At 74.1% G+C, this 22575-nt stretch carries 20 protein-coding genes and 1 pseudogene; 13 read left to right on the top strand and 8 right to left on the bottom strand.

Features of this window, described 5'->3' with window-relative positions; genetic code table 11:
• The first annotated feature begins 48 nt into the window (after nt 1–48).
• The gene (locus Q7A36_RS12320) at nt 49–567 is read left to right on the top strand and encodes a hypothetical protein (RefSeq protein ID WP_305103994.1); all 519 of its coding nucleotides are present in this window, start codon (nt 49–51) and stop codon (nt 565–567) included.
• A gap of 202 nt (nt 568–769) precedes the next feature.
• On the opposite strand, the gene Q7A36_RS12315 is transcribed toward Q7A36_RS12320, so the two are convergent.
• Complete coding sequence (locus Q7A36_RS12315) at nt 770–2503, bottom strand: ATP-binding protein (protein ID WP_305103993.1); 1734 nt, start codon at nt 2501–2503, stop codon at nt 770–772.
• A 113-nt stretch (nt 2504–2616) separates the two neighbouring features.
• Here Q7A36_RS12315 and Q7A36_RS12310 point away from each other — a divergent pair, with 113 nt between their 5' ends.
• The gene (locus tag Q7A36_RS12310) at nt 2617–3618 is read left to right on the top strand and encodes an LLM class flavin-dependent oxidoreductase (RefSeq protein WP_305103992.1); all 1002 of its coding nucleotides are present in this window, start codon (nt 2617–2619) and stop codon (nt 3616–3618) included.
• Between the two features lie 24 nt (nt 3619–3642).
• On the opposite strand, the gene Q7A36_RS12305 is transcribed toward Q7A36_RS12310, so the two are convergent.
• The 3 genes from Q7A36_RS12305 to Q7A36_RS12295 all read right to left on the bottom strand — a co-directional run bounded on the left by Q7A36_RS12305 (nt 3643) and on the right by Q7A36_RS12295 (nt 6154).
• Nucleotides 3643–4299, bottom strand: coding sequence for an arylsulfatase (locus Q7A36_RS12305; protein ID WP_305103991.1), 657 nt, complete (start codon nt 4297–4299; stop codon nt 3643–3645).
• On the bottom strand, nt 4299–4760 hold the full coding sequence (locus tag Q7A36_RS12300) for a hypothetical protein (protein ID WP_305103990.1): 462 nt from the start codon (nt 4758–4760) through the stop codon (nt 4299–4301). The genes Q7A36_RS12305 and Q7A36_RS12300 overlap by 1 nt, the downstream gene beginning before the upstream one ends.
• Nucleotides 4761–4930: 170 nt before the next feature.
• A complete protein-coding gene (locus Q7A36_RS12295) occupies nt 4931–6154 on the bottom strand; it encodes an MFS transporter (RefSeq protein ID WP_305103989.1) in 1224 nt (407 codons plus the stop codon).
• 175 nt (nt 6155–6329) lie between these two features.
• On the opposite strand from Q7A36_RS12295, the gene Q7A36_RS12290 reads away from it, so the two are divergent.
• Nucleotides 6330–6908, top strand: coding sequence for a YqaA family protein (locus tag Q7A36_RS12290; protein WP_305103988.1), 579 nt, complete (start codon nt 6330–6332; stop codon nt 6906–6908).
• Between the two features lie 66 nt (nt 6909–6974).
• Here the strand turns inward: Q7A36_RS12290 and Q7A36_RS12285 are convergent, their stop codons facing one another.
• Both Q7A36_RS12285 and Q7A36_RS12280 read right to left on the bottom strand, forming a co-directional pair.
• Nucleotides 6975–7760 carry an alpha/beta hydrolase gene (locus tag Q7A36_RS12285; protein ID WP_370655664.1) on the bottom strand — a complete coding sequence of 262 codons (786 nt, stop codon included), beginning with the start codon at nt 7758–7760 and terminating at the stop codon, nt 6975–6977.
• Nucleotides 7757–8926 (bottom strand): fumarylacetoacetate hydrolase family protein, encoded by a 1170-nt coding sequence (locus Q7A36_RS12280; RefSeq protein ID WP_305103987.1) that lies wholly within the window; start codon nt 8924–8926, stop codon nt 7757–7759. Before Q7A36_RS12280 ends, Q7A36_RS12285 begins: the two co-directional genes overlap by 4 nt.
• 143 nt (nt 8927–9069) lie before the next feature.
• On the opposite strand from Q7A36_RS12280, the gene Q7A36_RS12275 reads away from it, so the two are divergent.
• From Q7A36_RS12275 to Q7A36_RS12260, 4 genes are all read left to right on the top strand, one after another.
• Complete coding sequence (locus Q7A36_RS12275) at nt 9070–9774, top strand: DUF2243 domain-containing protein (protein WP_305103986.1); 705 nt, start codon at nt 9070–9072, stop codon at nt 9772–9774.
• A gap of 124 nt (nt 9775–9898) precedes the next feature.
• Nucleotides 9899–10972, top strand: a complete 1074-nt coding sequence (locus Q7A36_RS12270; protein ID WP_305103985.1) for an Ldh family oxidoreductase — start codon at nt 9899–9901, stop codon at nt 10970–10972.
• A gap of 138 nt (nt 10973–11110) precedes the next feature.
• Nucleotides 11111–12235, top strand: coding sequence for a glycosyltransferase family 4 protein (locus Q7A36_RS12265; RefSeq protein WP_305103984.1), 1125 nt, complete (start codon nt 11111–11113; stop codon nt 12233–12235).
• Nucleotides 12232–13149, top strand: coding sequence for a glycosyltransferase family 9 protein (locus tag Q7A36_RS12260; protein ID WP_305103983.1), 918 nt, complete (start codon nt 12232–12234; stop codon nt 13147–13149). The genes Q7A36_RS12265 and Q7A36_RS12260 overlap by 4 nt, the downstream gene beginning before the upstream one ends.
• A gap of 34 nt (nt 13150–13183) precedes the next feature.
• On the opposite strand, the gene Q7A36_RS12255 is transcribed toward Q7A36_RS12260, so the two are convergent.
• Together Q7A36_RS12255 and Q7A36_RS12250 are read right to left on the bottom strand one after the other, a co-directional pair.
• A complete protein-coding gene (locus Q7A36_RS12255) occupies nt 13184–15055 on the bottom strand; it encodes a PAS domain S-box protein (RefSeq protein ID WP_305103982.1) in 1872 nt (623 codons plus the stop codon).
• Between the two features lie 202 nt (nt 15056–15257).
• The gene (locus Q7A36_RS12250) at nt 15258–16637 is read right to left on the bottom strand and encodes an NYN domain-containing protein (RefSeq protein WP_305103981.1); all 1380 of its coding nucleotides are present in this window, start codon (nt 16635–16637) and stop codon (nt 15258–15260) included.
• 143 nt (nt 16638–16780) lie between these two features.
• Between Q7A36_RS12250 and thrS the strand changes: the two genes are divergently transcribed.
• The 6 genes and pseudogenes from thrS to trmD all read left to right on the top strand — a co-directional run.
• Nucleotides 16781–18736, top strand: coding sequence for a threonine--tRNA ligase (gene thrS / locus Q7A36_RS12245; RefSeq protein ID WP_305103980.1), 1956 nt, complete (start codon nt 16781–16783; stop codon nt 18734–18736).
• 68 nt (nt 18737–18804) lie between these two features.
• Nucleotides 18805–19329 (top strand): translation initiation factor IF-3, encoded by a 525-nt coding sequence (infC, locus tag Q7A36_RS12240; RefSeq protein ID WP_305104134.1) that lies wholly within the window; start codon nt 18805–18807, stop codon nt 19327–19329.
• 213 nt (nt 19330–19542) lie between these two features.
• Complete coding sequence (gene ffh, locus Q7A36_RS12235; protein WP_305103979.1) at nt 19543–20940, top strand: signal recognition particle protein; 1398 nt, start codon at nt 19543–19545, stop codon at nt 20938–20940.
• A 29-nt stretch (nt 20941–20969) separates the two neighbouring features.
• A complete protein-coding gene (rpsP, locus tag Q7A36_RS12230) occupies nt 20970–21305 on the top strand; it encodes a 30S ribosomal protein S16 (RefSeq protein WP_305103978.1) in 336 nt (111 codons plus the stop codon).
• A 29-nt stretch (nt 21306–21334) separates the two neighbouring features.
• Complete coding sequence (gene rimM / locus Q7A36_RS12225) at nt 21335–21853, top strand: ribosome maturation factor RimM (protein WP_305103977.1); 519 nt, start codon at nt 21335–21337, stop codon at nt 21851–21853.
• Nucleotides 21850–22542, top strand: a pseudogene (gene trmD, locus Q7A36_RS12220) (tRNA (guanosine(37)-N1)-methyltransferase TrmD); the annotation flags it as partial. The gene rimM and the pseudogene trmD, both read left to right, overlap by 4 nt.
• Nucleotides 22543–22575: the final 33 nt, after the last annotated feature.

Genomic DNA, 22575 nt, shown 5'->3' with positions numbered 1-22575 from the left:
TATAGGGCAAGGCGCTGACCGAACCGCCAACGCGAGGTGCGCCCGCCGATGCCCCGTTTCCTGCGCTACGAGGATGCCCTGGCCTGGGCGCGCGGCCGGGCCCGGCTATCGGCGGAGGACCTGGTCCGGGGCCTGGATGCCACCCCGGCGGCGGCGCAGTCCTTCCTGCGGCGGATGGAGGCGGAGGGGGTGATCGGCCCGGCCGGGCCGGACGGCGTGCACCTGGCGATAGGCGAGCGGCGGCGGCGCTGGTCGGCCGAGCCCCACCCCGTGGCCGACCGCCCTCTGGCCGACCGCCCTCTGGCCGACCCTTGGGCGGAGGTCGCGCGCCTGCGGGCCGAGGCGGAGGCGGCAGCCCGGCGGGCGGCGGCGGCCGAGGCGCAATTGGCCGGCGAAGGCCCGACGCGCGCGCGGATCGCCACGCTGCGGCGGATGCTGGCGCGGGAACTGCACCCCGACACGGCGGCGCCGGCCGCCGACCCCGCGCTGCAGGCCGCCTATGCCGAGGTCTTCAAGCGCGTCTGGCCGCGGATCGAGCGCGTGCTGGACGGCGAGCCGGAGGAGTAGCGCCGGGCCTTCCGGGGGCCATGCTCGCGCCGGTCCCGGTGTCGGGGGCCGGCGGCGGATCGTGCCGTCGCCGCGCGGCCCGCCTCGTATGTTGGGCGAGCCGATTCAGGCCTCCGGGCCATCCGGCCCTTCGGTCACCGGCCCGCCGCACCGCCTTCACCCGGATGGGACTGCCGGCGGCTCCGCCCCGCGGCGATCCGCCCTAGAGGGCCGGCGCCGCCTGCCGCGCCTCCAGCGGCAGCGCCGCGATCACCGCCGCCAGGTCGCTGCCCGTCAGCGGCTTGCGCAGCACGACGAACTCGCGGCCGCCCTGTGCCTCCACCTCGCCGGCGAAGCCCGTCAGCAGCAGGGCCGGCAGGTCGGGATGTGCCTGGCGGGCCGCGCGGATCAGCGCCACCCCGTTCATGCCCGGCATGGCAAGGTCGGTGACGAGCACGTCGATGCGGGCCTCGTCGCGCAGCAGGGGCAGCGCCGCCTCGCCGCTCTCGGCCGTCAGCACGCGGCAGCCGAAGTCGCGCAGCGCCGAGGCCACCGCCTCGCGCACCGGCCGCTCGTCGTCCACCAGCAGCAAAGTGAGGCCGCGCAGCGCGGTGGGCGGCGCGGGCGGCGGCGGCGACGCGCTGGCGGCGGCCTGCGGCAGCCAGAGCGTCACGCAGGTGCCCTCGCCCGCCTCGCTCTCGACCAGCAGCGTCCCGCCGGACTGCTCGGCGAAGCCGCGCGCCATGGCGAGGCCGAGGCCGGTGCCCCGGCCGATGCCCTTGGTGGTGAAGAAGGGCTCGGCGATGCGCGCCAGCACCTCGGGCGTCATGCCGCTGCCGCTGTCCTGCACCTGCAGCCGCAGATAGGCTCCTGGGGCAAGGCCTGCCGGATGACCGGGCGATGCCCGCTCCGCCGCGGCGGTGAAGGTGAGCGTCCCGCCCTCCGGCATCGCGTCCCGCGCATTGGTGGCGAGGTTGACCAGCACCGTCTCGAGCTGCGCCTTGTCGGCCAGCAGCGGCGGCAGGCCGGGCGGCGCCTCCACCCGGATGGACAGGGAGCGGCCGAGGGTATGCGCCAGGATGTCGCGCAGTCCCTCGAGCAGCGCGGGGACGTCGACCGGCGCCGCCCGCAGCGCGCCGCGGCGGGCGAAGGACAGCAGCCGCTGCGTCACCGCCGCGCCGCGCGCCGTCGCCTCCGCCGCCAGGCGGGCGAGGCGGCGGACCATGGCGGGATCCTCCGCCCGCCGCTCGATCAGCCCGGACGAGGCGGCGACCGCCTGCAGCACGTTGTTGAAGTCGTGCGCGATGCCGCCCGCGAGCTGGCCGAGGGCCTGCAGCCGCTCGGCATGCGCCGCGCGCATCTGCGCCGCCTCCCGCGCCGCGACCTCGGCCTCCACGCGCGCCTGCAGCTCGTGGTTCAGCGCCTGCAGCCGGGCTTCGCTGGCGGCGAGGCGGCCGCGCGCATTCTCGCCGGCGGCGAGCGCGGTGCGCAGCTCCTCCAGCCGCCGGGCGAGCTCCGTCGCCATCCGCCGCTGCGACTCCGCGAGCGCGGCGTTGCGCGACCGCTCCGCCCGCACCCGGGCAAGGGAGCCGGTCATGACCCGGATGACGATGCAGTCCACCAGCAGCACGGCGGCGAAGAAGGCGAGGGCGATGATGTCGGCCGAGCCCTTCACCGCGAAGCTGTAGGCCGGCGGGATGAAGAAATAGAGCGCGGCGAGGATGCTGAGCGCCGAGACCAGCAGGCCGGCGGCCAGGCCGCCGAACAGGGCGGTGAGGATGACGGCGGGAAAGAAGGTCAGGAAGGGGAAGCCCGTCGGCGGCAGGACACCGGCCAGGGCGAAGCGCGCCCCGAGCGCCAGGCCGAAGGCGAGCAGCCCGAAGCCGAGGCCGCGCCACCAGCCCGCGCGCGGCTGGCCGGGCGTGCCGGCCTCGTTCGGGGCTGAAAAGGGTTGCATCGGCCTTCCGCAGGAATTCGAAGCAGAAGAAGCCGCGATGCCGCTGCCGGGTTCCCGGTCCCGGTCCCGTCGGCATGGTTGGCGCGGAGCGGGGCCGTGCCAATATGCCCGGCATGGCATTGCTCTCGATCCTCGACCTCGCGCCCGTGCCGGAGGGCTCCGATGCGGGCCAGGCGCTGCGCAACTCCGCCGACCTCGCCCGCCACGCCGAAGGGTTGGGCTACAACCGCTTCTGGATGGCCGAGCACCATAACATGCCCGGCATCGCCAGCGCCGCGACCGCCGTCGCGCTCGCGCATGTCGGCGCGGCGACGAAGCGTATCCGCATCGGCGCCGGCGGCGTCATGCTGCCGAACCATGCGCCGCTGATCATCGCCGAGCAGTTCGGCACCCTCGCCGCGCTGCATCCCGGCCGCGTCGATCTCGGCCTCGGCCGCGCGCCGGGGACGGACCAGGTGGCGGCGCATGCGATGCGGCGGAACCTCGCGGGCGACGTGGACGACTTCCCGCGCGACGTCATCGAGCTGATGCGCTACTTCGAGCCGGCGCAGCCCGGCCAGCGGCTGCAGGCGGTGCCCGGGGCGGGGCTCGACATCCCCGTCTGGATCCTCGGCTCCTCCACCTATGGCGCGCAGCTCGCGGCCATGCTCGGGCTGCCCTATGCCTTCGCCTCGCATTTCGCGCCGGCCATGATGATGGAGGCGATCGCGGCCTATCGCGCGGAATTCCGCCCCTCCGCACGGCTGGAGAAACCCTATGTCATGCTCGGCCTGCCGGTCTTCGCCGCCGAGAGCGAGGAGCGGGCGCGCTTCCTCTTCTCCTCCCAGCAGCAGGCCTTCCTCAATCTCCGCCGCGGCATGCCGGGCAAGCTGCCGGCGCCGGTCGAGGGCTTCGATGCGCAGATCGACCCGCGCGGGCGGATGATCCTTGAGCAGGCGCTGGGCTGCGCCGTGGTGGGCGGGCCGGAGGCGGTGCGGCGCGGCGTGCAGGACTTCGTCGCGCGCACCGGCGCGGACGAGCTGATGGTCGCGGCCGCGATCCACGACCACGCCGCGCGCAAGCGGTCCTACGAGATCCTGGCCGAGGCCTGGGGCGGGATGGCGCAGGCGGCGTAGCGCCGTCCCCTCGCGCCGCGGGGCTCAGGCCGCCAGCAGCCGCCCGAGCTTGCGCACCGCGCTGTCGGGCGTGGTGAGGACCGGCCGGCCCGTCGCCTCCGCCACCGCCGGCGCGGCGCGGGCCAGGCTGAACTGCGCCAGCGCGATCACGTCGCAGTCCGCGATCCGCCGCGCCGCCTCGGCCGCCAGCCGGTCATGCGCCGCGCCGTCGCCGGCATCGAGCGCGGCGAGCGAACCCTCGGCCAGGCAGGGCACGACCTCCACATCGCCGGGAAACTCGGGCGGCATGCTGTCGAGGGTCGGGGCGAAGCTCGCGAGCAGGCCGATGCGGGGCCGCCGGCCGCCCGCGGCCGCGCGCGCCGCGGCCACCGCCTCCTCGATCATTGCCTCGTTCGGCTTGAGGACCGGCATCGGCGCCCGCTCGGCGGCCACCGCCTCGATGCAGGGGCCGAAGGCGCTGCAGGTGAAGAGGATGCCCGCTGCCCCGGTGCCCGCGGCATAGCGGGAGAGCGTCAGGAACCGCTCCGTCATCGCCGGCGTCAGCGCGCCCTCCCGCGCCAGGTCGGCCGAGAGGCTGTCGTCGAGCAGGTTCATCAGCACTGCCTCCGGCCAGAGCCGCGCGAAGGCGGCCTCGATCGGCGGCGGGGAGTGGCGGAGCGCGTGGATGAGCGCGATGCGCATCAGCGGCTGCCCGCGGTGCAGCGCTTCAGCGTCGAGGGGAATTCGTCGCAGCCGGGGAAGGCGATCTCGTCCGGCCCCTTGCGCTCGACCCGCAGGATGTTCGGGTTGCCGCCGCAGCCGAAGCCGATATCCGGCGGCGTGCGATTGCCGAGCGGCCCGACCATCGGCGCGATGGGCGTGAAGCGGAATTCCAGCCCGTTCGGCTGCAGCGCCACCGTCTCGATCGTCCGCTGGCGATAGGCGGTGTCGAGCACCGAGACGCGCATGACGATGTCGCGGGTGAAGATCACCGTCGGCAGCCCGGCGCAGGAGGGGCTCTCGCTGTCCACCGCGGGGTAGAGGCCGCCGGTCCACATGCCGAAGGTCCATTCGTGCGGCGGGCCCTGGCGCTGCTGCGCCCCGGCATCCATGGCGCCCGCCAGGGGCAATCCCAGCGCCAGCAGCAGGGCCCAACGCCGCATCCGTCGTCCTCCGGTCCAGGTCAGGGCATGGTTCTAGAGCAGATCGCCGCAGAGTGGAAACGCTCGGAGGCGTGAATCTGCTCTACAAATCAAAAGCATAGCGCATTCTCACGCTGCACGGTCAGCGTGAGAATGCGCTGGCCCCGAACGCGTTCCGGCCCAACCCGGCCTCAGGCCGTGGCGGGCAGGGCCCGGGGCGGCCCGTCCTTCACCGGCATGTGCACCAGGGCGGCGAAGGCGGCGGCGAGGATGCTGATGGTCCACATCAGGTCGTAGCTGCCGGTCCGGTCGAAGACCAGGCCGCCCAGCCAGGCGCCGGTGAAGCCGCCGACCTGATGCGCCAGGAAGACCAGGCCGAAGATCGTCGCCAGCCAGCGCATGCCGAAATTCCGGGCGCAGAGCGCGACCGTCGGCGGCACGGTGGAGAGCCAGAGGATGCCCATGACCGCCGAGAAAATGAGGACCGAGGCGGTGGTCTTCTCGGCGAAGAGGAAGATCGCCATCACCACCCCGCGCGCGGCGTAGATGCCGACCAGCAGCTCCCGCCGCTTCCAGCGCGTGGACAGCTCCCCCGCGATCAGCGACCCCGCGACGTTGAACAGGCCGATCAGGCTGATGGCGCCCGCGCCCACCGCCACCGGCAGGTGGCAGGAGGCGACGAAGCCCGGCAGGTGGATCGCCAGGAAGCTCACATGCAGGCCGCAGACGAAGAAGCCGCAGCAGAGGAACCAGAAGGTCGGCGTCCGCAGGGCCAGCCGCAGCGCCTCCCCGGCCGTCTGCTCCGCCGCCGCGCCGGCGGCGGGCCGCGCCTGGGTGTCGTTCAGCGGCAGGGCGAGCGGGATCATGAGGAGGGAGGCCAGCGCCACCGCGACCAGCGCCGCCTGCCAGCCGAGGCCGGAGATGCCGAGCTGCACCAGCGGCACCACCAGGAACTGCCCGAAGGAGGAGCCGGCGGTGCCGAGGCCGGTGGCGCGGCCGCGCTGCGCCTCCGGCAGCAGGCGGGTCAGGCTCGCCATGATCACCGGCATGCCGGCGGCCGAGACGGCGAAGCCCATGACCAGCCCGGCGAAGAAGGTGAAGAGCGGCAATCCGTCCGACAGCGCCATGCCGAGCACGCCGATGAGCTGCAGCAGCGCGCCGAGCATGATGACCTTGCGCCCGCCGATCCGGTCCGCGACCTGGCCCCAGATCGGCTGGCTGATGCCGTTGACCAGCACCTGCAGCGCGATGGCGAAGGCGAAGCCGGAGGCCGACCAGGCATGCGCCGCCGTCATCGGCGCGAGGAAGAGGCCGAAGCTCTGCCGGAGGCCCATGGCCAGGGCGGCGCAGACCACCCCGCAGCCGATCAGCACCCCGACCGCAACAGCGGGACCCCGCGCAGCAGTGACCGACATCCCGCCCTCCGGAAATTGCGAAGCGCCATGATCCCATCGCGGACCGGCGGGTCACAACCCGTTACGGACGCATGGCGCGCCCCGGCCGGCATGACCGCAGCGCAGGTCCGTCGCCTGTGTGTTGCGCCGCCCGCCTGCCCGTGCAAAGCCGCGAGGGACCATCCGGGACCCTCCGATGCTGCGTGCCCTCTATGACCGCGTGCTGGCGCTCTCCGCCCATCGCCGCGCCCCGGCCTGGCTGGCCGGGGTGAGCTTCGCCGAGAGCAGCGTCTTCCCCATCCCGCCGGATGCGATGCTGATCCCGATGTGCATCGCGCGGCCGGACCGGGCCTATCGCTATGCCCTGATCTGCACCCTGGCCTCGGTGATCGGCGGCATCGCGGGCTATGCGATCGGCTATTTCCTCTTCGATGCGCTGGCCGAGCCGGTGCTGCGCGCCTATGGCCATGCCGACGCGCTGGCGCGGTTCGAGGGCTGGTACGAGCGCTGGGGCGCGCTGGTCATCCTGATCAAGGGCCTGACGCCGATTCCCTACAAGATCGTGACGATCGCCTCGGGCGCGGCGAAGTTCAGCTTCCCGGTCTTCCTGGCGGCGAGCGTGGCGACGCGCGGCGCCCGCTTCTTCCTGCTGGCCTTCCTGCTGCGCCGCTACGGCCCGCCGATCCGCGACTTCATCGAGCGGCGGCTGACCCTGGTCACGACCGGCGCGGCGGCCGGGATCGTGGTGGGCTTCATGGCGCTGCGTTACCTGTAAGCAAATAGTGCCCGGGCGGACCCGCCCGGGCTGCCGCGGCGCCCGGTCGAAGGCCGGCCCGGTTCCTCAGCCGCCCTCCCCGAGGAGCGCCGCCAGCGTCCGCCGCAGCAGCGCCAGGTCCTGCGGCCGCGACAGCCGGTGGTCACCGTCCTTGATCAGCGTCACCTGCACGTCCTCTCCCGTGACCGCGGCGGCGATGCGCAGCGAGAGGTCCCAGGGCACGTCCGGGTCCTGCTGTCCGTGCAGCAGCCGTACCGGCGCCACGAGGGGCAGGGGCCGGTGCAGCAGCAGGTGGTTGCGTCCCTCCTCGATCAGCGCGCGGGCGATGGGGTAGGGCTCGCCATAGGCGCTCGGCCGGTGCCAGACGCCGTCCCGTTCCAGCGCCGCGCGCGCCTCGGGCGTCAGCCCCTCCTCCATGCGCGCGGTGAAGTCGGGCGCGGCGGCGATGCCGATGAGCCCCGCCAGGCGCTCCGGCCGGCGCAGCGCCAGCAACAGGGCGATCCAGCCGCCCATGGAGGAGCCGACCAGCACCTGCGGCCCCGCCGCCAGCGCATCCAGCACCGCCTCCGCATCCGCCGCCCAGCGGCCGATGGTGCCCTCGACGAAGCGCCCGCCGCTCGCGCCATGGCCGCTGTAGTCGAAGCGCAGGAAGGCCTGGCCGCGCGCGGCGCAGAAGGCCGAGAGATCCTCCGCCTTGCTGCCGGTCATGTCGCTGTTGAAGCCGCCGAGGAAGACCACGCCCGGCCCCCGCCCGGCGCGCCGGCGCCAGGCAAGTTCCACCCCGTCGCCGCGGTCGAGGCGGCCCGACTCCTCGCCCGCCGGCCGGCCCGCGCCGCCGCCGGCCGCACTCACCGCCGCGGTAGCCCGCGCTGCGCCAGGTTGGCGAAGAGCGCCCCGGCGCCGAAGCCCCAGGGCGGGCAGGCATCGGTCCGCGCCACCTCGTTCACCAGGGCGCCGAGGCGCGGCGTGGCGATGCGCACCACGTCGCCCGGCTTGTGGGTGAAGCCCATCCCCGGCGCGCCGCGGTCCTTGCTTGGCGAGAAGGGCGTGCCGAGGAACAGTGCCGCGCCGTCCGGGTACTGGTGGTGCGGCCCGATCAACTGGCCGACGATGTCCTTCATCTCGCGGCTGAGCAGGCCGATCGCGCCCGCCTCCTCCAGCCGGAAGCCGTCCGTGCCCTCGATCGAGAGGGTGATCTCGGCGCCGCGCACGTCCTCGAGCGTGAAGCCGGCATCGAAGAGCCGCAGCACCGGGCCGAGGGCGCAGGAGGCGTTGTTGTCCTTCGCCCGGCCGAGCAGCAGGGCCGAGCGCCCCTCGACATCGCGCAGGTTGACGTCGTTGCCCAGCATGGCGCCGAGGATGGCGCCGCGCGCGCTGACCGCCAGCACCGCCTCCGGCTCCGGGTTGCTCCACTGGCTGATCGGATGCACGCCGATCCGCGCCCCCGGCCCGACCGAGGCCATGGGCTGGCACTTGGTGAAGATCTCGGCATCCGGGCCGATGCCCACTTCCAGGTACTGGCTCCACCAGCCCTTCTGCACCAGCGCCGCCTTCAGCCGCATCGCCTCCGGGCTGCCCGGCTTCACCGCGGACAGGTCGTCGCCGATGATGGACCGCACCTCGGCGCGGACGGCCTCGGCCTGGCTGGCATCGCCGCGGCAGCGCTCCTCGATCACCCGCTCCAGCATGCTCCGCACATAGGTCACGCCGCAGGCCTTCACCGCCTGCAGGTCGACCGGCGCCAGCAGCCAGGGCTTGTCGGGGTTGCGACGGTCATGTGCGCTGTTCGCCAGCGCCGCCGGCAGGTCGAGCGGCATCGGCACGCCGCGCGTGCGGATGGCGGCGACCGGGTCCGGCTCGTTCAGCCAGGCGCTGACCGTGCCGAAGGCCGGCGTCATGTCGAAGGCCGCGCCGCGCAGCACCGCGACGGCCGAGGGGCCTTCCGGGGTCATCACCCGCGCGGCGAAGCATCCGTCCCGCCAGTCCTCCGGCAGGGCCATCCCATCCAGGCGCGGCATGCGTCCCATCCTCCCCAGTCCTTGGGCCGTGAACCTAGCGAAGCCTGGGCCAAGGTGAACCCCCCGGGCGATCACGGAACGGGCCCGGTCCCGAACCCGCCCACTCCCGCGCCGTTGCCGCGGCAGGCAGCGGGGCGGGCGCGATGGCGGATAGGGCACGGCGGGCCTGGGCGGCGGGGCTGCTCGGCTTCGCGCTCGGCGGCTTCCTCGACGGCATCCTGCTGCACCAGGTGCTGCAATGGCACCACCTGCTGAGCGGCTGGATCCCCGGCGGCACGCTGGATCTCGAGCGGCTGCAGGTCTGGTGGGACGGGCTGTTCCACGCCGCCCACTACCTGGTCCTGGCGCTCGGCCTCGCCCTGCTTTGGGGCGGCGGCGGCGCCATCCCGGCGGGCTGGTTCGCCATCGGCTTCGGCGCCTGGCACGTGCTGGACGCGGTGGTGAACCACTGGGCGCTCGGCCTGCACCGCATCCGGCAGGACAGCCCGCAGCCGCTGCTCTGGGACCTCGTCTTCTTCGCCCTCGGCCTCGCCGCCATCGGGCTCGGCACGGCCTGGCGGCGACGCCCGGCCGGGCTTGCGCGCGGTCCCGCCGCGCTGGTGCTGCTGCTGGCGGCCGGCGGCGCCGCGCTGCCGGCGCGCGGGCCGGCCTTCCTCGCCTATGCCATGCCTGCGGAGCAGGCGGTGCTGCTCGCGGCGATGGCGGATGCGCGCCTCGCCGGCCTCGGCGACGGCCTCGCGGTGCTCGCCACCGCGGATGCGCCGCGCCTGCGCCGCGCCGCGCTCGCCCTCGGCGCGCGGCCGGCGCCGGTGCCCCTGCTGCCGGGCCAGTGCCTCACCGGCGGTTGACGAAATGCCGGAGCGGGCCGAGTTAGGCCGCCGGGCGCGCCCCGCCCCCGATCCCCTCTCGATCCACCAGGGGCGGATGCCCGCAGAGCGGCGCTCCGCCCGACCGCGTCCCGGAGAAGGTCCCGTGAGCACCACCCAAGCCGCGCCCCCACGCTGGGACGCCGCCGCCCTCCGCGCCTTCGCGGCCACCCTCTTCGAGCAGGGCGGCATGGAGGAGGAGAAGGCCGCGGCGGTGGCCGAGATCCTGGTCGAGGGCGACCTGATGGGCCACGACACCCATGGCCTCGCCCTGCTCGGCCCCTATCTCGACGGCCTCGCCGGCGGCGACATGCAGGGGAGGGGCCGGCCGACGGTGCTGTCCGCCACGCCGGTCGCCGAGACCTGGGAGGGGGCGAAGCTCCCCGGCCCCTGGCTGGTGCGCCGCGCCGCCGACCTCGCCTCGGAGCGCGCGGTGACCTTCGGCCTCGCCGCGGTCTCGATCCGACGCGCGCATCACATCGGCTGCCTCGCCGCCTACCTGCCGCGCATCGTCGAGCGCGGGCAGGTGCTGCTGATCTTCTCCTCCGATCCCGGCACCGCCTCGGTGGCGCCCTGGGGCGGCACGCGGCGGATCATCACGCCGAATCCGGTGGCCGCCGGCTGGCCCGGCCCCTCCGGCCCGGTGATGATCGACGTCTCCATGTCCATCACCACCAACGGCATGACCGGCCGCCGCCGCGCCGAGGGCACGCGCTTCCCCTACGACGCCCTGCTCGATGCCGAGGGCAACCCGACCGACGACCCTGAGGCCTTCTTCACCGAGCCCGCCGGGACCCTGCTGCCGCTCGGCGGCATGGCGGCGGGGCACAAGGGATTCGGATTGGGGCTGATGGTGGAGGCGCTCACCTCGGCGCTCGGCGGCTATGGCCGCGCCGACCCGCCGGCCGGCTGGGGCGCCTCGGTCCTCGTGCTCGTCATCGACCCCGCCCGCTTCGGCGGCACGGAGGCCTTCCTGCGCGAGGCCGGCTGGATGGAGCAGGCGGTGCGCGGCAACCCGCCGGCCCGGGGCGGCCCGCCGCCGCGCCTGCCGGGCGAGCGCGCCTGGCAGCGCCGGGCTGCGGCGCTCGCCGAGGGCGTGGCGCTGCATCCCTCCATCCCGCCGGTCCTGGCGGCCCGCGCCGCCGCGGCGGGCCTCGCCGTCCCGCTGCCGCTGGCGTGACGACCTCGGGCCCTGGCCCTGGCCCTGGCCCGACCGGCGCCGCCGTCCTGCGGCCGCGGCCCGGCCTGCCCCCGCGCATGACCGCCGCGCCGCGGCGGTGGGGATGACGGGCCCGGCCGCTGCCGCTACCAGACCCGCATGCCCGTCCCGCTGCCGCTGACCGTGCTGCAGGTCCTGCCCGCCCTCGTCTCCGGCGGGGTGGAGCGCGGCACGCTGGAGATCGCCGAGGCCATCCTCCGCGCCGGCGGCCACGCCCTGGTCGCCTCCGCCGGCGGCCCGCTGGTGGAGCGGCTGGAGGCGCTCGGCGCCCGCCACGTCACCCTGCCGCTGCGCACCAAGAACCCGCTCCATATCCTGCGCAATGCAGGCGCGCTCGCGGAACTGGTGCGGGCGGAGGGCGTGCGCATCCTGCATGCCCGCTCCCGCGCCCCGGCCTGGTCGGCGCTGCTGGCGGCGCGGTGCACGGGCGTGCATTTCGTCACCACCTATCACGGCACCTACAACGAGGGCTTCCCGGGCAAGCGGCTCTACAACTCGGTCATGGCGCGGGGCGAGCGGGTGATCGCCATCAGCGATTTCATCGCCGGCCACCTGCGGGCGCGGCATGGGACCGACCCGGCGCGCATCCGGATCATCCCGCGCGGCGTCGATCCGGCGCTCTTCGATCCGGCCGCGGTCGCGCCCGTCCGCCTCGCCGCGCTGCGCGCCGCCTGGCACCTGCCGCCGGACCGGCCGGTGGTCATGCTGCCGGGACGGCTGACCCGCTGGAAGGGCCAGGCCGTGCTGGTGGAGGCCATGGCGCGGGTGCCGGAGGCGGTCGCGGTGCTGGTCGGCGGCGGCAACCCCGCCTACCGTGACGAGCTCGCCCGGCGGATCGCGGCGCTCGGCCTCGCCGACCGGGTGCGCTTCGCCGGCCATGCCGAGGACGTGCCGGCGGCGCTGCTGCTGGCCGACGTGGTGGTGCATGCCTCGACCGATCCGGAAGCCTTCGGCCGCACCGTCATCGAGGCCCAGGCCATGGCCCGCCCCGTCATCGCCGCCGATCTCGGCGCGCCGCGGGAGACGGTGAAGCAGGGCGTCACCGGCTGGCGCGTGACGCCGGGCGATCCACGCGCGCTGGCGGACCTGCTGAACGCGGTGCTCGCCATGCCGGCCGGGGCGCGGGCGGCGATCGGCGCGCGGGCGCGGGCGCATGTGCTGGCGCACTACACGACGCGCGCCATGCAGGACGCGACCCTCGACCTGTACCGGGAACTGGCATGAGCGGGCGGATCCTGGTCATCAAGCTCGCCGCCCTCGGCGATTTCGTGCAGGCCTTCGGGCCCTTCGCCGCCATCCGGGCGCATCACCCGGCGGCGCGCATCACCCTGCTGACCACGCCGCCCTATGCCGAACTCGCGCGGCGCAGCCCCTGGTTCGACGAGGTCTGGACCGAGGGCCGCCCGGCCTGGGGCGACCTGCCGGCGCTCTGGCGTCTGGCGCGGCGGCTGCGCGGCGCGGGCTTCGACCGGGTCTACGACCTGCAGACCTCGGCGCGCTCTTCCCGCTACCGCTGGCTGGTCGGGCCGGGCGCCGAGTGGTCCGGCATCGCCCGCGGCGCCAGCCACCCGCATGCCAACCCGCGGCGCGACCTGATGCACACGCTCGAGCGGCAGCGCGAGCAGCTCGAGATGGCCGGCATCGCCGAGTTCCCGCCGCCCGACCTCGCCTGGCTGGATGCCGATGTCTCGGCCTTCGGCCTGCCGGAGCGCTTCGCCCTGCTGGTCCCCGGCGCCTCGCCCGGGCGGCCGGGCAAGCGCTGGCCGGTGGCGCGCTTCGCCGAGCTCGCCGCGGGGCTGGATCGGCCGGCGGTGGTGGTGGGCGGCCCGGCGGAGCGGCCGCTGGCGGCCGAGATCCTGGCGGCCGCGCCGGGCGCCATCGACCTCACCGGCCGCACCTCCTATGCCGCGCTCGGCGCGGTGGCGCGGCGCGCGGGCCTCGCGGTCGGCAACGACACCGGCCCGACCCATCTGATCGCCGCGACCGGCTGCCCGACCCTCGCCCTCTTCGGGCCGGAGAGCGACCCGGCGCTCTGCGCCCCGCGCGGCCGGGCCGTCGCGGTGCTGCGGCGGGAGAGCCTGGCGGCGCTGACGGTCGCCGAGGCGCGGGCGGCGCTGGCGGGCCTGGTGACGGCCTGAGCCTGACGCGGCCCATCCGCCAGGCAAACCGGGCTCAGCGCGCCCGTATGGTGCCGATCGGCAGCATGGCCTCCACCACCAGCCCCTCCGGCCGCCAGTCCCGCCGGACCGTGCCGCCGAGCTGCCGCTCGAGCGTCGCCTCGATCACCCGCGTGCCGAAGCCGCTGGCCGGCGGCGGGCCGGCGAGCGGCGGGCCGCCCCGCTCCTCCCAGCGCAGCCGCAGCGCCTCCCCCGTCACCTCCCACCCCAGCGCGACATGGCCGCCCGCGGTCGAGAGCGCGCCGTACTTCATGGCATTGGTCGCCAGCTCGTGCAGCGCCATGCCGAGCGCCTGCGTCGACTGCGGCGCGACCGTCAGCGCCGGGCCCTCGAGCAGGATGCGCGTGGCCTCCGGCGCCTCGGGCGCGGCGGTCAGGAAGGGCTGCAGCTCGGCCCGCAGCAGGGCGGCGAGGTCGGCGCCGGTCCAGCGGTTCTCCGCCAGCAGGGTATGCGCCCGGGCCAGCGCCGAGACGCGCCCCTCGACCATGGCGGCATAGCTGTCGGCATCGTGCCGCGGCGTCAGCCGCAGCGCCGCCTGGACCACCGCCAGGATGTTCTTCGCGCGGTGGTCCATCTCCCGCATGAAGAGGAGCTGCCGCTCCTCGGCCTGCCGGTGCTCGGTCACGTCGGCGACGACGCCCGCCATCCGCCGGTGGCCGGGGTGCTGGTCCGGCAGCAGGCGGCCCCAGCACCGCACCCAGCGATGCTCGCCATCCGGGCGGAGGATGCGGAACTCCGCGGCGAAGTCGCCGCCCGTCGCCATCGCCTGCCGGAAGGCCTCCTGCACCGCCGGGAGGTCGGCCGGCTCGAGGCACCGGCTCAGGACCTCGTTCGCCACCTCCGCATCCACCCGCTCCCGCCCCAGGATGGCCGCGAGCCTGGCATCCCAGCGCGTCCGCCGCCGCGAGAAGTCGAGCTCCCAGGCGCCGAGGCCGCCGGCCTCCAGCGCCACCCGCAGCCGCTCCTCGCTGCGCCGCAGCTCGACCTCGGCCGCCTTGCGGGCGGTGATGTCGATATGCGCGCCATAGGTCACCCGGCCATTGCCGAGGTCGAGGCCCTCGACCCGCACCAGCACGTCGCGCAGCGCGCCGTCGCGGGTGCGGTGCACGGCCTCGAATTCCTGCGTCCGCTCGCCGGTCTTGTGGGCGCGGCCGCGCGCGCGGATCGCCGCCTCGTCGCCGAGCACGTCGATGTCGGTGATCAGCAGGCTGAGGAATTCCTCGCGGCTGTAGCCGTAGTCGCGGCAGGCCCGGGTGTTCACGTCGAGGATGCGGAAGGTCGCCTGGTCGATGACGATGACGGCGAAGGGCGAGGCATCGAAGAGCACGCGGTAGCGCGTCTCCGCCTCCCGCCGCTGTGTGATGTCGAAGGTGACGCCGGCGGCGCGCAGCGCCCGTCCGGTCAGCGGGTCGCGGTCGGTGATCCGGCCCTGGGAGCGGAGCCAGCGGATCGAGCCGTCGGGATGCAGGACGCGGAACTCGACCGCATCGAACTCCTCCTCGCCCGGCATCCGCTCCATGGCGCGGCGGATGGTGGCGGCGCAGCGCTCGCGGTCCTCCGGATGCACCGCCGCCAGGACCTCCGGCGCGGACCGCATGCTCCCCGGCGGGCGGCCATAGAGCGCCTCCCGCCCCTCGGACCCCGTGACGACGTCGGCGATCGGGTCCCATTCCCAGTTCGCCATGCGGGCGGCGCCGAGGGCGAGGCGCAGCCGGGCCTCGCTCGCGGCCAGCGCCGCGCGGCTGGCCCGCAACTCGGCATTGGCGCGCCGCAGGGCCTCGTTCGCCGCCTCCGCCGCCTGCAGGTCGGCGGTGCGCTCGGCCAGCATCTGCCTGGCCTCCGATCCGAGGTCCCGGTCCGCCGTCATGCCGGGGCGGTCCCGGCGGGAGTGGGGCGGTCAGGCCGGCCGGCGCGCGAGGCTCCGTCAGGCAGGCACATGGGCGAGGATCCTTCTCCGGGCGCCGGGCAGGGAGGCCGTCGCCGGGCTGCCGCCGGCGAACCATGCCGGCATTGCTGCAGCCGCGACAGATGACCCGCGGCGGTCACGACGGGGCATCACAAAAACGCGATTACTCCTGGGCAGGCGGCCCGGTCACGCCGGTCGGTGCCTCGGCCTCCGCCGGGCGCGGGCTGCCGAGGCCGATCCAGTCCCGCAGCGCGGCCAGCGTCGCCGGCGGCAGCCGGGTCCCGGCCGCCGCGGCCTGGCGGGTGATCTCGGCGAAGAGGGCACGGCCGAGCCGCGCCGGCGTCTCGGCCTCCGGCGCCGCCCGCCAGTCCACCCGGGCCCGGTGCAGCCAGGCGACCAGCGCATCCAGGGCCCGGGCTGGCAGGTCGAAGCCGGCGGCGCTCGCCTCGGCGGCGAGGGCCGCGCGCTGCTCCGCCGCGGGCGGGCCGGGCAGGGGCAGCATGCCGGCGAGGCGGCGGAGCGCGAAGTCCAGTTCCTCCGGCCCGAGCCGCGGCACCTCGAGCCCCGGGCCGAGGGCGCCGCGCAGCTCCGCCATCAGCCGTCCCAGCGGGTCCTCCGGCAGGCCGGGCTGCTGCAGCGAGGGCCGGTCGTGCCGCGCCGGATCGTAGAGCCAGCCGCCGCCGGGGCCGGCCTCCAGCGCCAGGCCCTCGGCGCCCTCGATCAGCCTGGCCAGCGTCCCGGCGCCGCCGAAGCGCGAGCGCCGGACCCAGGCGCCGCCCTGCTCGTGGATCCGCTTGCCGAGGCCGGGCAGGTGCAGCGGCGCCTCCGCCTCCGCCACCAGGCGGCGCAGCAGGGCGAGGATGGCGGCGCGCTGCGCCATGGGCTCGCCGGGATCGGGCGTCGCATCCGCGCCGGCAGGTGCTGCCGGCGCCGCCGGGCGCGGCGGCGTGTCCGGGGCGGCGTCCTCGACCAGCGCGGCCTCGGCGAAATCCTCGAAGCCGAGCACCGCATCGGCGGCGGCGCGGAAGGCCTGGGCCGAGAGCGGGTGGGTGACGACGAGGCTCCGCCGGTCATGCGCGCGCAGCCGGTGCAGGAGCGGGGTGAAGTCGCTGTCGCCGGAGAGGATGAGGAATTCGTCGAAGCGGGTCGGATGGGCGAGGGCGTCGAGGATGTCGAGCGCCATCACCATGTCGGCGCCGTTCTTGAGCCGGGCGAGGCGCGGGCAGTCCACCACCTGGATGCCGGCGCGGACGAAGTCGGCGCGGAAGCGGCTGTAGTAGATCCGCGGCTGCTGCAGCCAGCCGGCGAGGCTGCCGCCCGGCTCCGGCTCGTGCCAGCCGGCCGGGTTCAGGTAGCAGCGCCGGACCAGCAGGCGGCGCGCGCCGGCCCCGGCGCCCGCCTCCAGCCAGGCCAGCCAGCGGGCCGGGGCGGTGGCGAAGCTCCAGGCGGCCCATTCGTCGATGGCGGCGAGGCTGGAGAAGACATTGTCGAAATCGACGTAGAGCGCGGCGCGCAGCGGCGCCGGGGCCGCCTGGATCGGCATGCGGTGTCCTCGTGGCGAAGGCACTCTCTATTCCGGCCGCGTCGCTTGTCCAGCGATGCTTCCCGTGCCGTCGTGCTTGACGCGGGCAGGGCCGCCCGCCCATGGTCCGCGCCCCTTGAACTTCGGATGGAAAAGGCCGCCCCATGCCTGCGATCACACTGCCCGACGGATCCGTGCGCCGGTTCGATGCGCCGGTGACGGGCACCGAGATCGCGGCGGCGATCGGCCCAGGCCTCGCCAAGGCGGCGCTCGCCATGCAGGTGGACGGCGTGACGAAGGACCTCGCGGCGCCGATCGCCGGCGACGCGGCCGTGCGCTTCATCACGCGCAAGGATCCCGAGGCGCTGGAGATGATCCGGCACGACGCCGCGCATGTGCTGGCGGAAGCGGTGCAGGACCTCTATCCCGGCACGCAGGTGACGATCGGCCCGGCGATCGAGAACGGCTTCTACTACGACTTCGCCCGCAACGACCCCTTCACGCCCGAGGATTTCTCGAAGATCGAGGCGAAGATGCGGGAGATCGTGGCGCGCAACGCGCCCTTCGTCCGCAGCGTCATGCCGCGCGGCGAGGCCATCGATTTCTTCGAGCGCAGGGGCGAGACCTACAAGGCGCAGCTCATCCGCGACCTGCCGGAGACGGAGGAGATCAGCCTCTACAGTCAGGGCGACTGGATCGACCTCTGCCGCGGGCCGCATATGCGCGGCACGGGCGATGTCGGCACCGCCTTCAAGCTGATGAAGGTGGCCGGCGCCTATTGGCGCGGCGACCACCGCAACGCCATGCTGAGCCGCATCTACGGCACGGCCTGGCGCGACCAGAAGGAGCTCGACGCCTACCTCACGCAGCTCGAGGAGGCGGAGAAGCGCGACCATCGCAAGATCGGCAAGGAGATGGACCTCTTCCATCTGCAGGAGGAGGCGGCGGGCAGCGTCTTCTGGCACCCCAAGGGCTGGAAGCTCTACCGCGTGCTGGAGGACTACCTGCGCCGGCGGCTGGACGCGAACGACTACCGCGAGGTGAAGACGCCGCAGCTCCTCGACCGGAAATTCTGGGAGGCCTCCGGCCACTGGGAGAAGTTCCGGCATGCGATGTTCATCGCCCGCGTCGAGGACGAGGCGGAGAAGGACCGCGTCCTGGCGCTGAAGCCGATGAACTGCCCCTGCCACGTGCAGATCTTCAACCAGGGCCTCCGCTCCTACCGGGAGCTGCCGCTGCGCATGGCCGAGTTCGGCTCCTGCCACCGCTTCGAGCCGAGCGGGGCGCTGCACGGCATCATGCGGGTGCGGCAGTTCACCCAGGACGACGCGCATATCTTCTGCACGGAGGAGCAGATCGCCGCCGAGACGGTGGCCTTCGTCGACCTGCTCTCCTCGGTCTACCGCGACCTCGGCTTCCCCGAGTTCCGGGTGAAGTTCAGCGACCGGCCGCCGACGCGGGCCGGCAGCGACGTGGTCTGGGACCAGGCGGAGGGCGCGCTCAAGGAGGCCTGCCGCATCGCCGGCATCGAGTACACGCTGAACCCGGGGGAGGGCGCCTTCTACGGCCCGAAGCTGGAATTCGTGCTGCGCGACGCCATCGGCCGGGACTGGCAATGCGGCACGCTGCAGGTGGACTTCGTGCTGCCGGAGCGGCTGGGCGCCGAATACGTGGCCGAGGACGGCAGCCGCCGCCGCCCCGTCATGCTGCACCGCGCGATCTTCGGCAGCTTCGAGCGCTTCCTCGGCATCCTGATCGAGCAGTATGCCGGCCGCTTCCCGCTCTGGCTCGCGCCCGTGCAGGTGGTGGTGGCGACCATCGTGGACGAGGCCGCGCCCTTCGCGCGGGAGGCCGCGGCGGCGCTGCAGAAGGCGGGGCTCCGCGTGGAACTCGATCTGCGGAACGAGAAGATCAACCGCAAGGTGGTGGATCATATCGACCAGCGCGTGCCGGTGCTGGCGGTGGTCGGCCGGCGGGAGGCGGAGGAGGGCGCGCTGGTGCTGCGCCGCCTGCCGGGGCGGGAGCAGGCGACGCTGCCGCTGGCCGAGGCGGTGGCGGCGCTCGCCGCCGAGGCCACGCCGCCGGACCGCCTTGCGGACCGAGCGGTTGCAGCGGCGTGAGTCAAGCCCCATAACAGTCGGCCTAGCCGTTTCCACAGCGACAGGAGAGGACCATAGCAAGAGGACCCATTTCCAATCAGCCGCCGACGCGCGACGGCCCGCGGGTGAACGAGGAGATCCGCGTTCCGCAGGTGCGGCTGATCGACCAGGACGGCGAGATGATCGGGGTGATGACCGCCCGCGACGCGCTGCTGCGTGCCTACGAGGTCGGCCTGGACCTGCTCGAGATCAGCCCGAACGCCGTGCCGCCGGTGTGCAAGATCACCGACTACGGCAAGTTCAAGTACGAGCAGCAGAAGAAGGCCAACGAGGCCCGGAAGAAGCAGAAGGTCGTCGAGATCAAGGAAGTCAAGGTTCGTCCGAACATCGACGACCATGACTACGACGTCAAGATGCGCCAGATGAAGTCCTTCATCGGCGAGGGCGACAAGGTCAAGGTGACCCTGCGGTTCCGCGGCCGCGAGATGGCGCACCAGGATCTCGGCATCAAGGTGCTGGAGCGGATCCGGGTGGACCTCGGCGAGACCATCAAGGTCGAGCAGATGCCCCGGCTCGAGAACCGGCAGATGATCATGGTGCTGGCGCCGAAGTAGCGTCGGCGGCCGGGCTTCGGGCCCGGCCTCGCGCCCCCGGTTTCGCTTGACGCCGGGCCTGCCCGGGCGTAGCACCCCCACCCTCCGGGATTTTCCCGACCGAGGTCCCCTGCCGGGCAGGGGGCTCCGCCGCTCCGCGAAGGCTCGCGCAGCGGCGCGTTCCCTTTTGGGGCATCGCCAGCCCCGCCGAGACGAGGAGCAGAGGCAGGCCGCATGTTCGAGGCCCTGTCCAGCAAGCTGAACGGCGTCTTCGACCGCCTGCGCCGCCGCGGCGCGCTGTCGGAAGCCGATGTGCAGGAGGCGCTGCGCGAGGTCCGCGTCGCGCTGCTGGAAGCCGACGTCGCCCTGCCCGTCGTCAAGGACCTCACGACGAAGGTCCGCGAGCGCGCGGTGGGCGCCGAGGTGCTGAAGAGCGTCTCCCCCGCGCAGCAGGTCATCAAGATCGTCCACGACGCGCTCGTCGAAGCGCTCGGCGGCGGCGAGGCCGATACTGGCGCCCGCGGCCTCGACCTGAATGCCCCCGCGCCGGTGCCGGTGCTGATGGTCGGCCTGCAGGGCTCGGGCAAGACCACCACCTCCGGCAAGATCGCGCTCCGGCTGAAGGGGCGCGACAAGAAGAAGGTGCTGCTCGCCTCGCTCGACGTGCACCGCCCCGCGGCGCAGCTCCAGCTCGAGACGCTGGCGAAGCAGGTGGGCGTGACCAGCCTGCCGATCGTCGCCGGCCAGACCCCGCTGCAGATCGCCGAGCGCGCCATGGATCTGGCGCGGCGCGAGCTTTTCGATGTTGTCGTGCTCGACACGGCCGGCCGGCTTGCCATCGATGACGTCCTGATGGCCGAGGTCGCGGAGGTGAAGGCCTTCGCGAAGCCGCACGAGACGCTGCTGGTCGTCGACGCCATGACCGGCCAGGACGCGGTGAACACCGCCCGCGCCTTCCAGGACAAGGTCGGCGTGACGGGCATCGTCATGACCCGCATCGACGGCGATGCCCGCGGCGGCGCGGCGCTGTCCATGCGCGCCGTCACCGGCGCCCCGATCAAGCTGCTCGGCGCCGGCGAGAAGCTCGACGCGCTCGAGGATTTCCACCCCGACCGCATCGCCGGCCGCATCCTCGGCATGGGCGACATCGTCTCGCTGGTCGAGCGCGCGGCCGAGACCATCGACCGCGACGAGGCCGAGAAGCTCGCGGCCCGGATGCAGAAGGGCCAGTTCAGCCTGGAGGACTATGCGAGCCAGTTGAAGCAGATCGGCAAGATGGGCTCGCTCTCGGGCATCCTCGGCATGCTGCCCGGCATCGGCAAGATGAAGCAGCAGATCGAGGACGCGAACCTCGACAACTCCATGCTCAAGCGCCAGGCGGCGATCATCTCCTCGATGACGCCGAAGGAGCGCCGCGCCCCCGACATCATCAAGGCGAGCCGCAAGAAGCGCATCGCCGCGGGCAGCGGCACCTCCGTGCAGGAGGTGAACAGGCTGCTCAAGAATTTCGACGACATGTCCGCGATGATGAAGCGGATGAACAAGCTCGGCCAGAAAGGGCTCATGCGCGGCGGTCTCGGCGCGCTGCTGCCCAAGGGCATGCAGATGCCCGGTGGCCGGAAGCCTTTCTGATACCTCGTACCGACGGAGTTGATCGACTTATGGGCCTGAAGATCCGCCTCGCGCGCGCCGGCGCCAAGAAGCGCCCCTACTACCACATCGTGGTGGCCGACAGCCGCAGCCCGCGCGATGGCCGCTTCATCGAGAAGATCGGCCACTACAACCCGATGCTGCCCTCCGACCATGCCGAGCGCCTGCGGCTCGAGGACGAGCGCGTGAGCCACTGGCTCGGCCAGGGCGCCGTCGCCACCGACCGCGTGGCGAAGTTCCTCGGCAAGGCCGGCCTCGCGCCGATGCCGGAGTTCCGCGAGCAGCCGAAGAAGTCCGCGCCGAAGAAGAAGGCGCAGGAGCGCGCCGCGGCCGCCGCGGCGGGCTGAGGCACCACCTCCACCACGGGCCATAGGTCATGGCGGGCAAGCGCATCCTGGTCGGTGAGATCGGCAGGCCGCACGGTGTGCGCGGCCTGGTGAAGCTGCGCAGCTTCACCGCCGATCCTGCCGCCATCGCCTCCTATGGCCCGCTGACCGACGAGTCCGGCACCCGCCGCGTCGCGCTGACGCTGCTGGCGGACGGCCTGGCCCGGGTCGAGGGCGTCGCCGACCGCGACGCCGCCCAGCGCCTGACGGGCACGAAGCTCTACGTGGAGCGCGACCGCCTGCCGCCGCCCGAGGAGGAGGAATACTACCTCGCCGACCTGATCGGCCTCCGCGCCGAGACGGAGGCGGGGCAGGGCCTCGGCCTGGTGCGGGACGTGGAGGAGCACGGCGCCGGCGCCTTCCTGGTGCTGGAGGGGCCGCCCGAGCGGCTGCTGCCCTTCACCCGGGCCGTGGTGCCGGTGGTCGACATCGCCGGCGGGCGCCTCGTCGTCTCCCTGCCGGAGGAGGTCACCGTCCCGCCCCAGCCCGGGGAGGAGGACGCGGCATGACCTGGCAGGCCTCCGTCGTCACCCTCTTCCCCGAGATGTTCCCGGGCCCCCTTGGCCAGTCCCTGGCCGGGAAGGGCCTGCGCAAGGGGCGCTGGGCGATCGACGCCTTCGACATCCGCGGCTTCGCCACCGACCGGCACCGCACCGTGGACGACACACCCTTCGGCGGCGGCGCGGGGATGGTGATGCGGCCGGACGTGGTGGATGCGGCGCTCGCCGCCGCCATCGCGGCCGGGCCGGAGCGCCCGGCCTTGTACCTGACCCCGCGCGGGCGGGTGCTGGACCAGGCCATGGTGCGCGATTTCGTCGCCGGCCCGGGGCTGATCCTGCTCTGCGGTCGCTACGAGGGCGTGGACCAGCGCGTCGTCGAGGCGCGCGGCCTGCTCGAGGTGTCGATCGGCGACTACGTCCTCTCGGGCGGGGAGCCGGCGGCGCTGGTCCTGCTCGATGCCTGTGTCCGGCTGCTGCCGGGCGTCATGGGCGCGGCCGAGAGCGGCGTCGAGGAAAGCCACGCCGACGGGCTGCTGGAATACCCGCATTACACGCGCCCGGCCGACTGGCAGGGCCGCGCGGTGCCGCCGGTGCTGCTCTCCGGCCACCATGCCGAGGTGGCGAAGTGGCGCCGGGCCGAGGCGGAGCGGATCACGCGCGAGCGGCGCCCCGACCTCTGGGCGCGGCATGCGGGCCGCGACCGGGCGCCTTCGGCGCCCTGCGTCACGGAA

Source organism: Paracraurococcus lichenis (assembly GCF_030657435.1).
In the GTDB taxonomy this organism is placed as follows: Bacteria; Pseudomonadota; Alphaproteobacteria; order Acetobacterales; family Acetobacteraceae; genus Paracraurococcus; species Paracraurococcus lichenis.
This window is presented reverse-complemented; position numbering and strand designations above follow the sequence as displayed.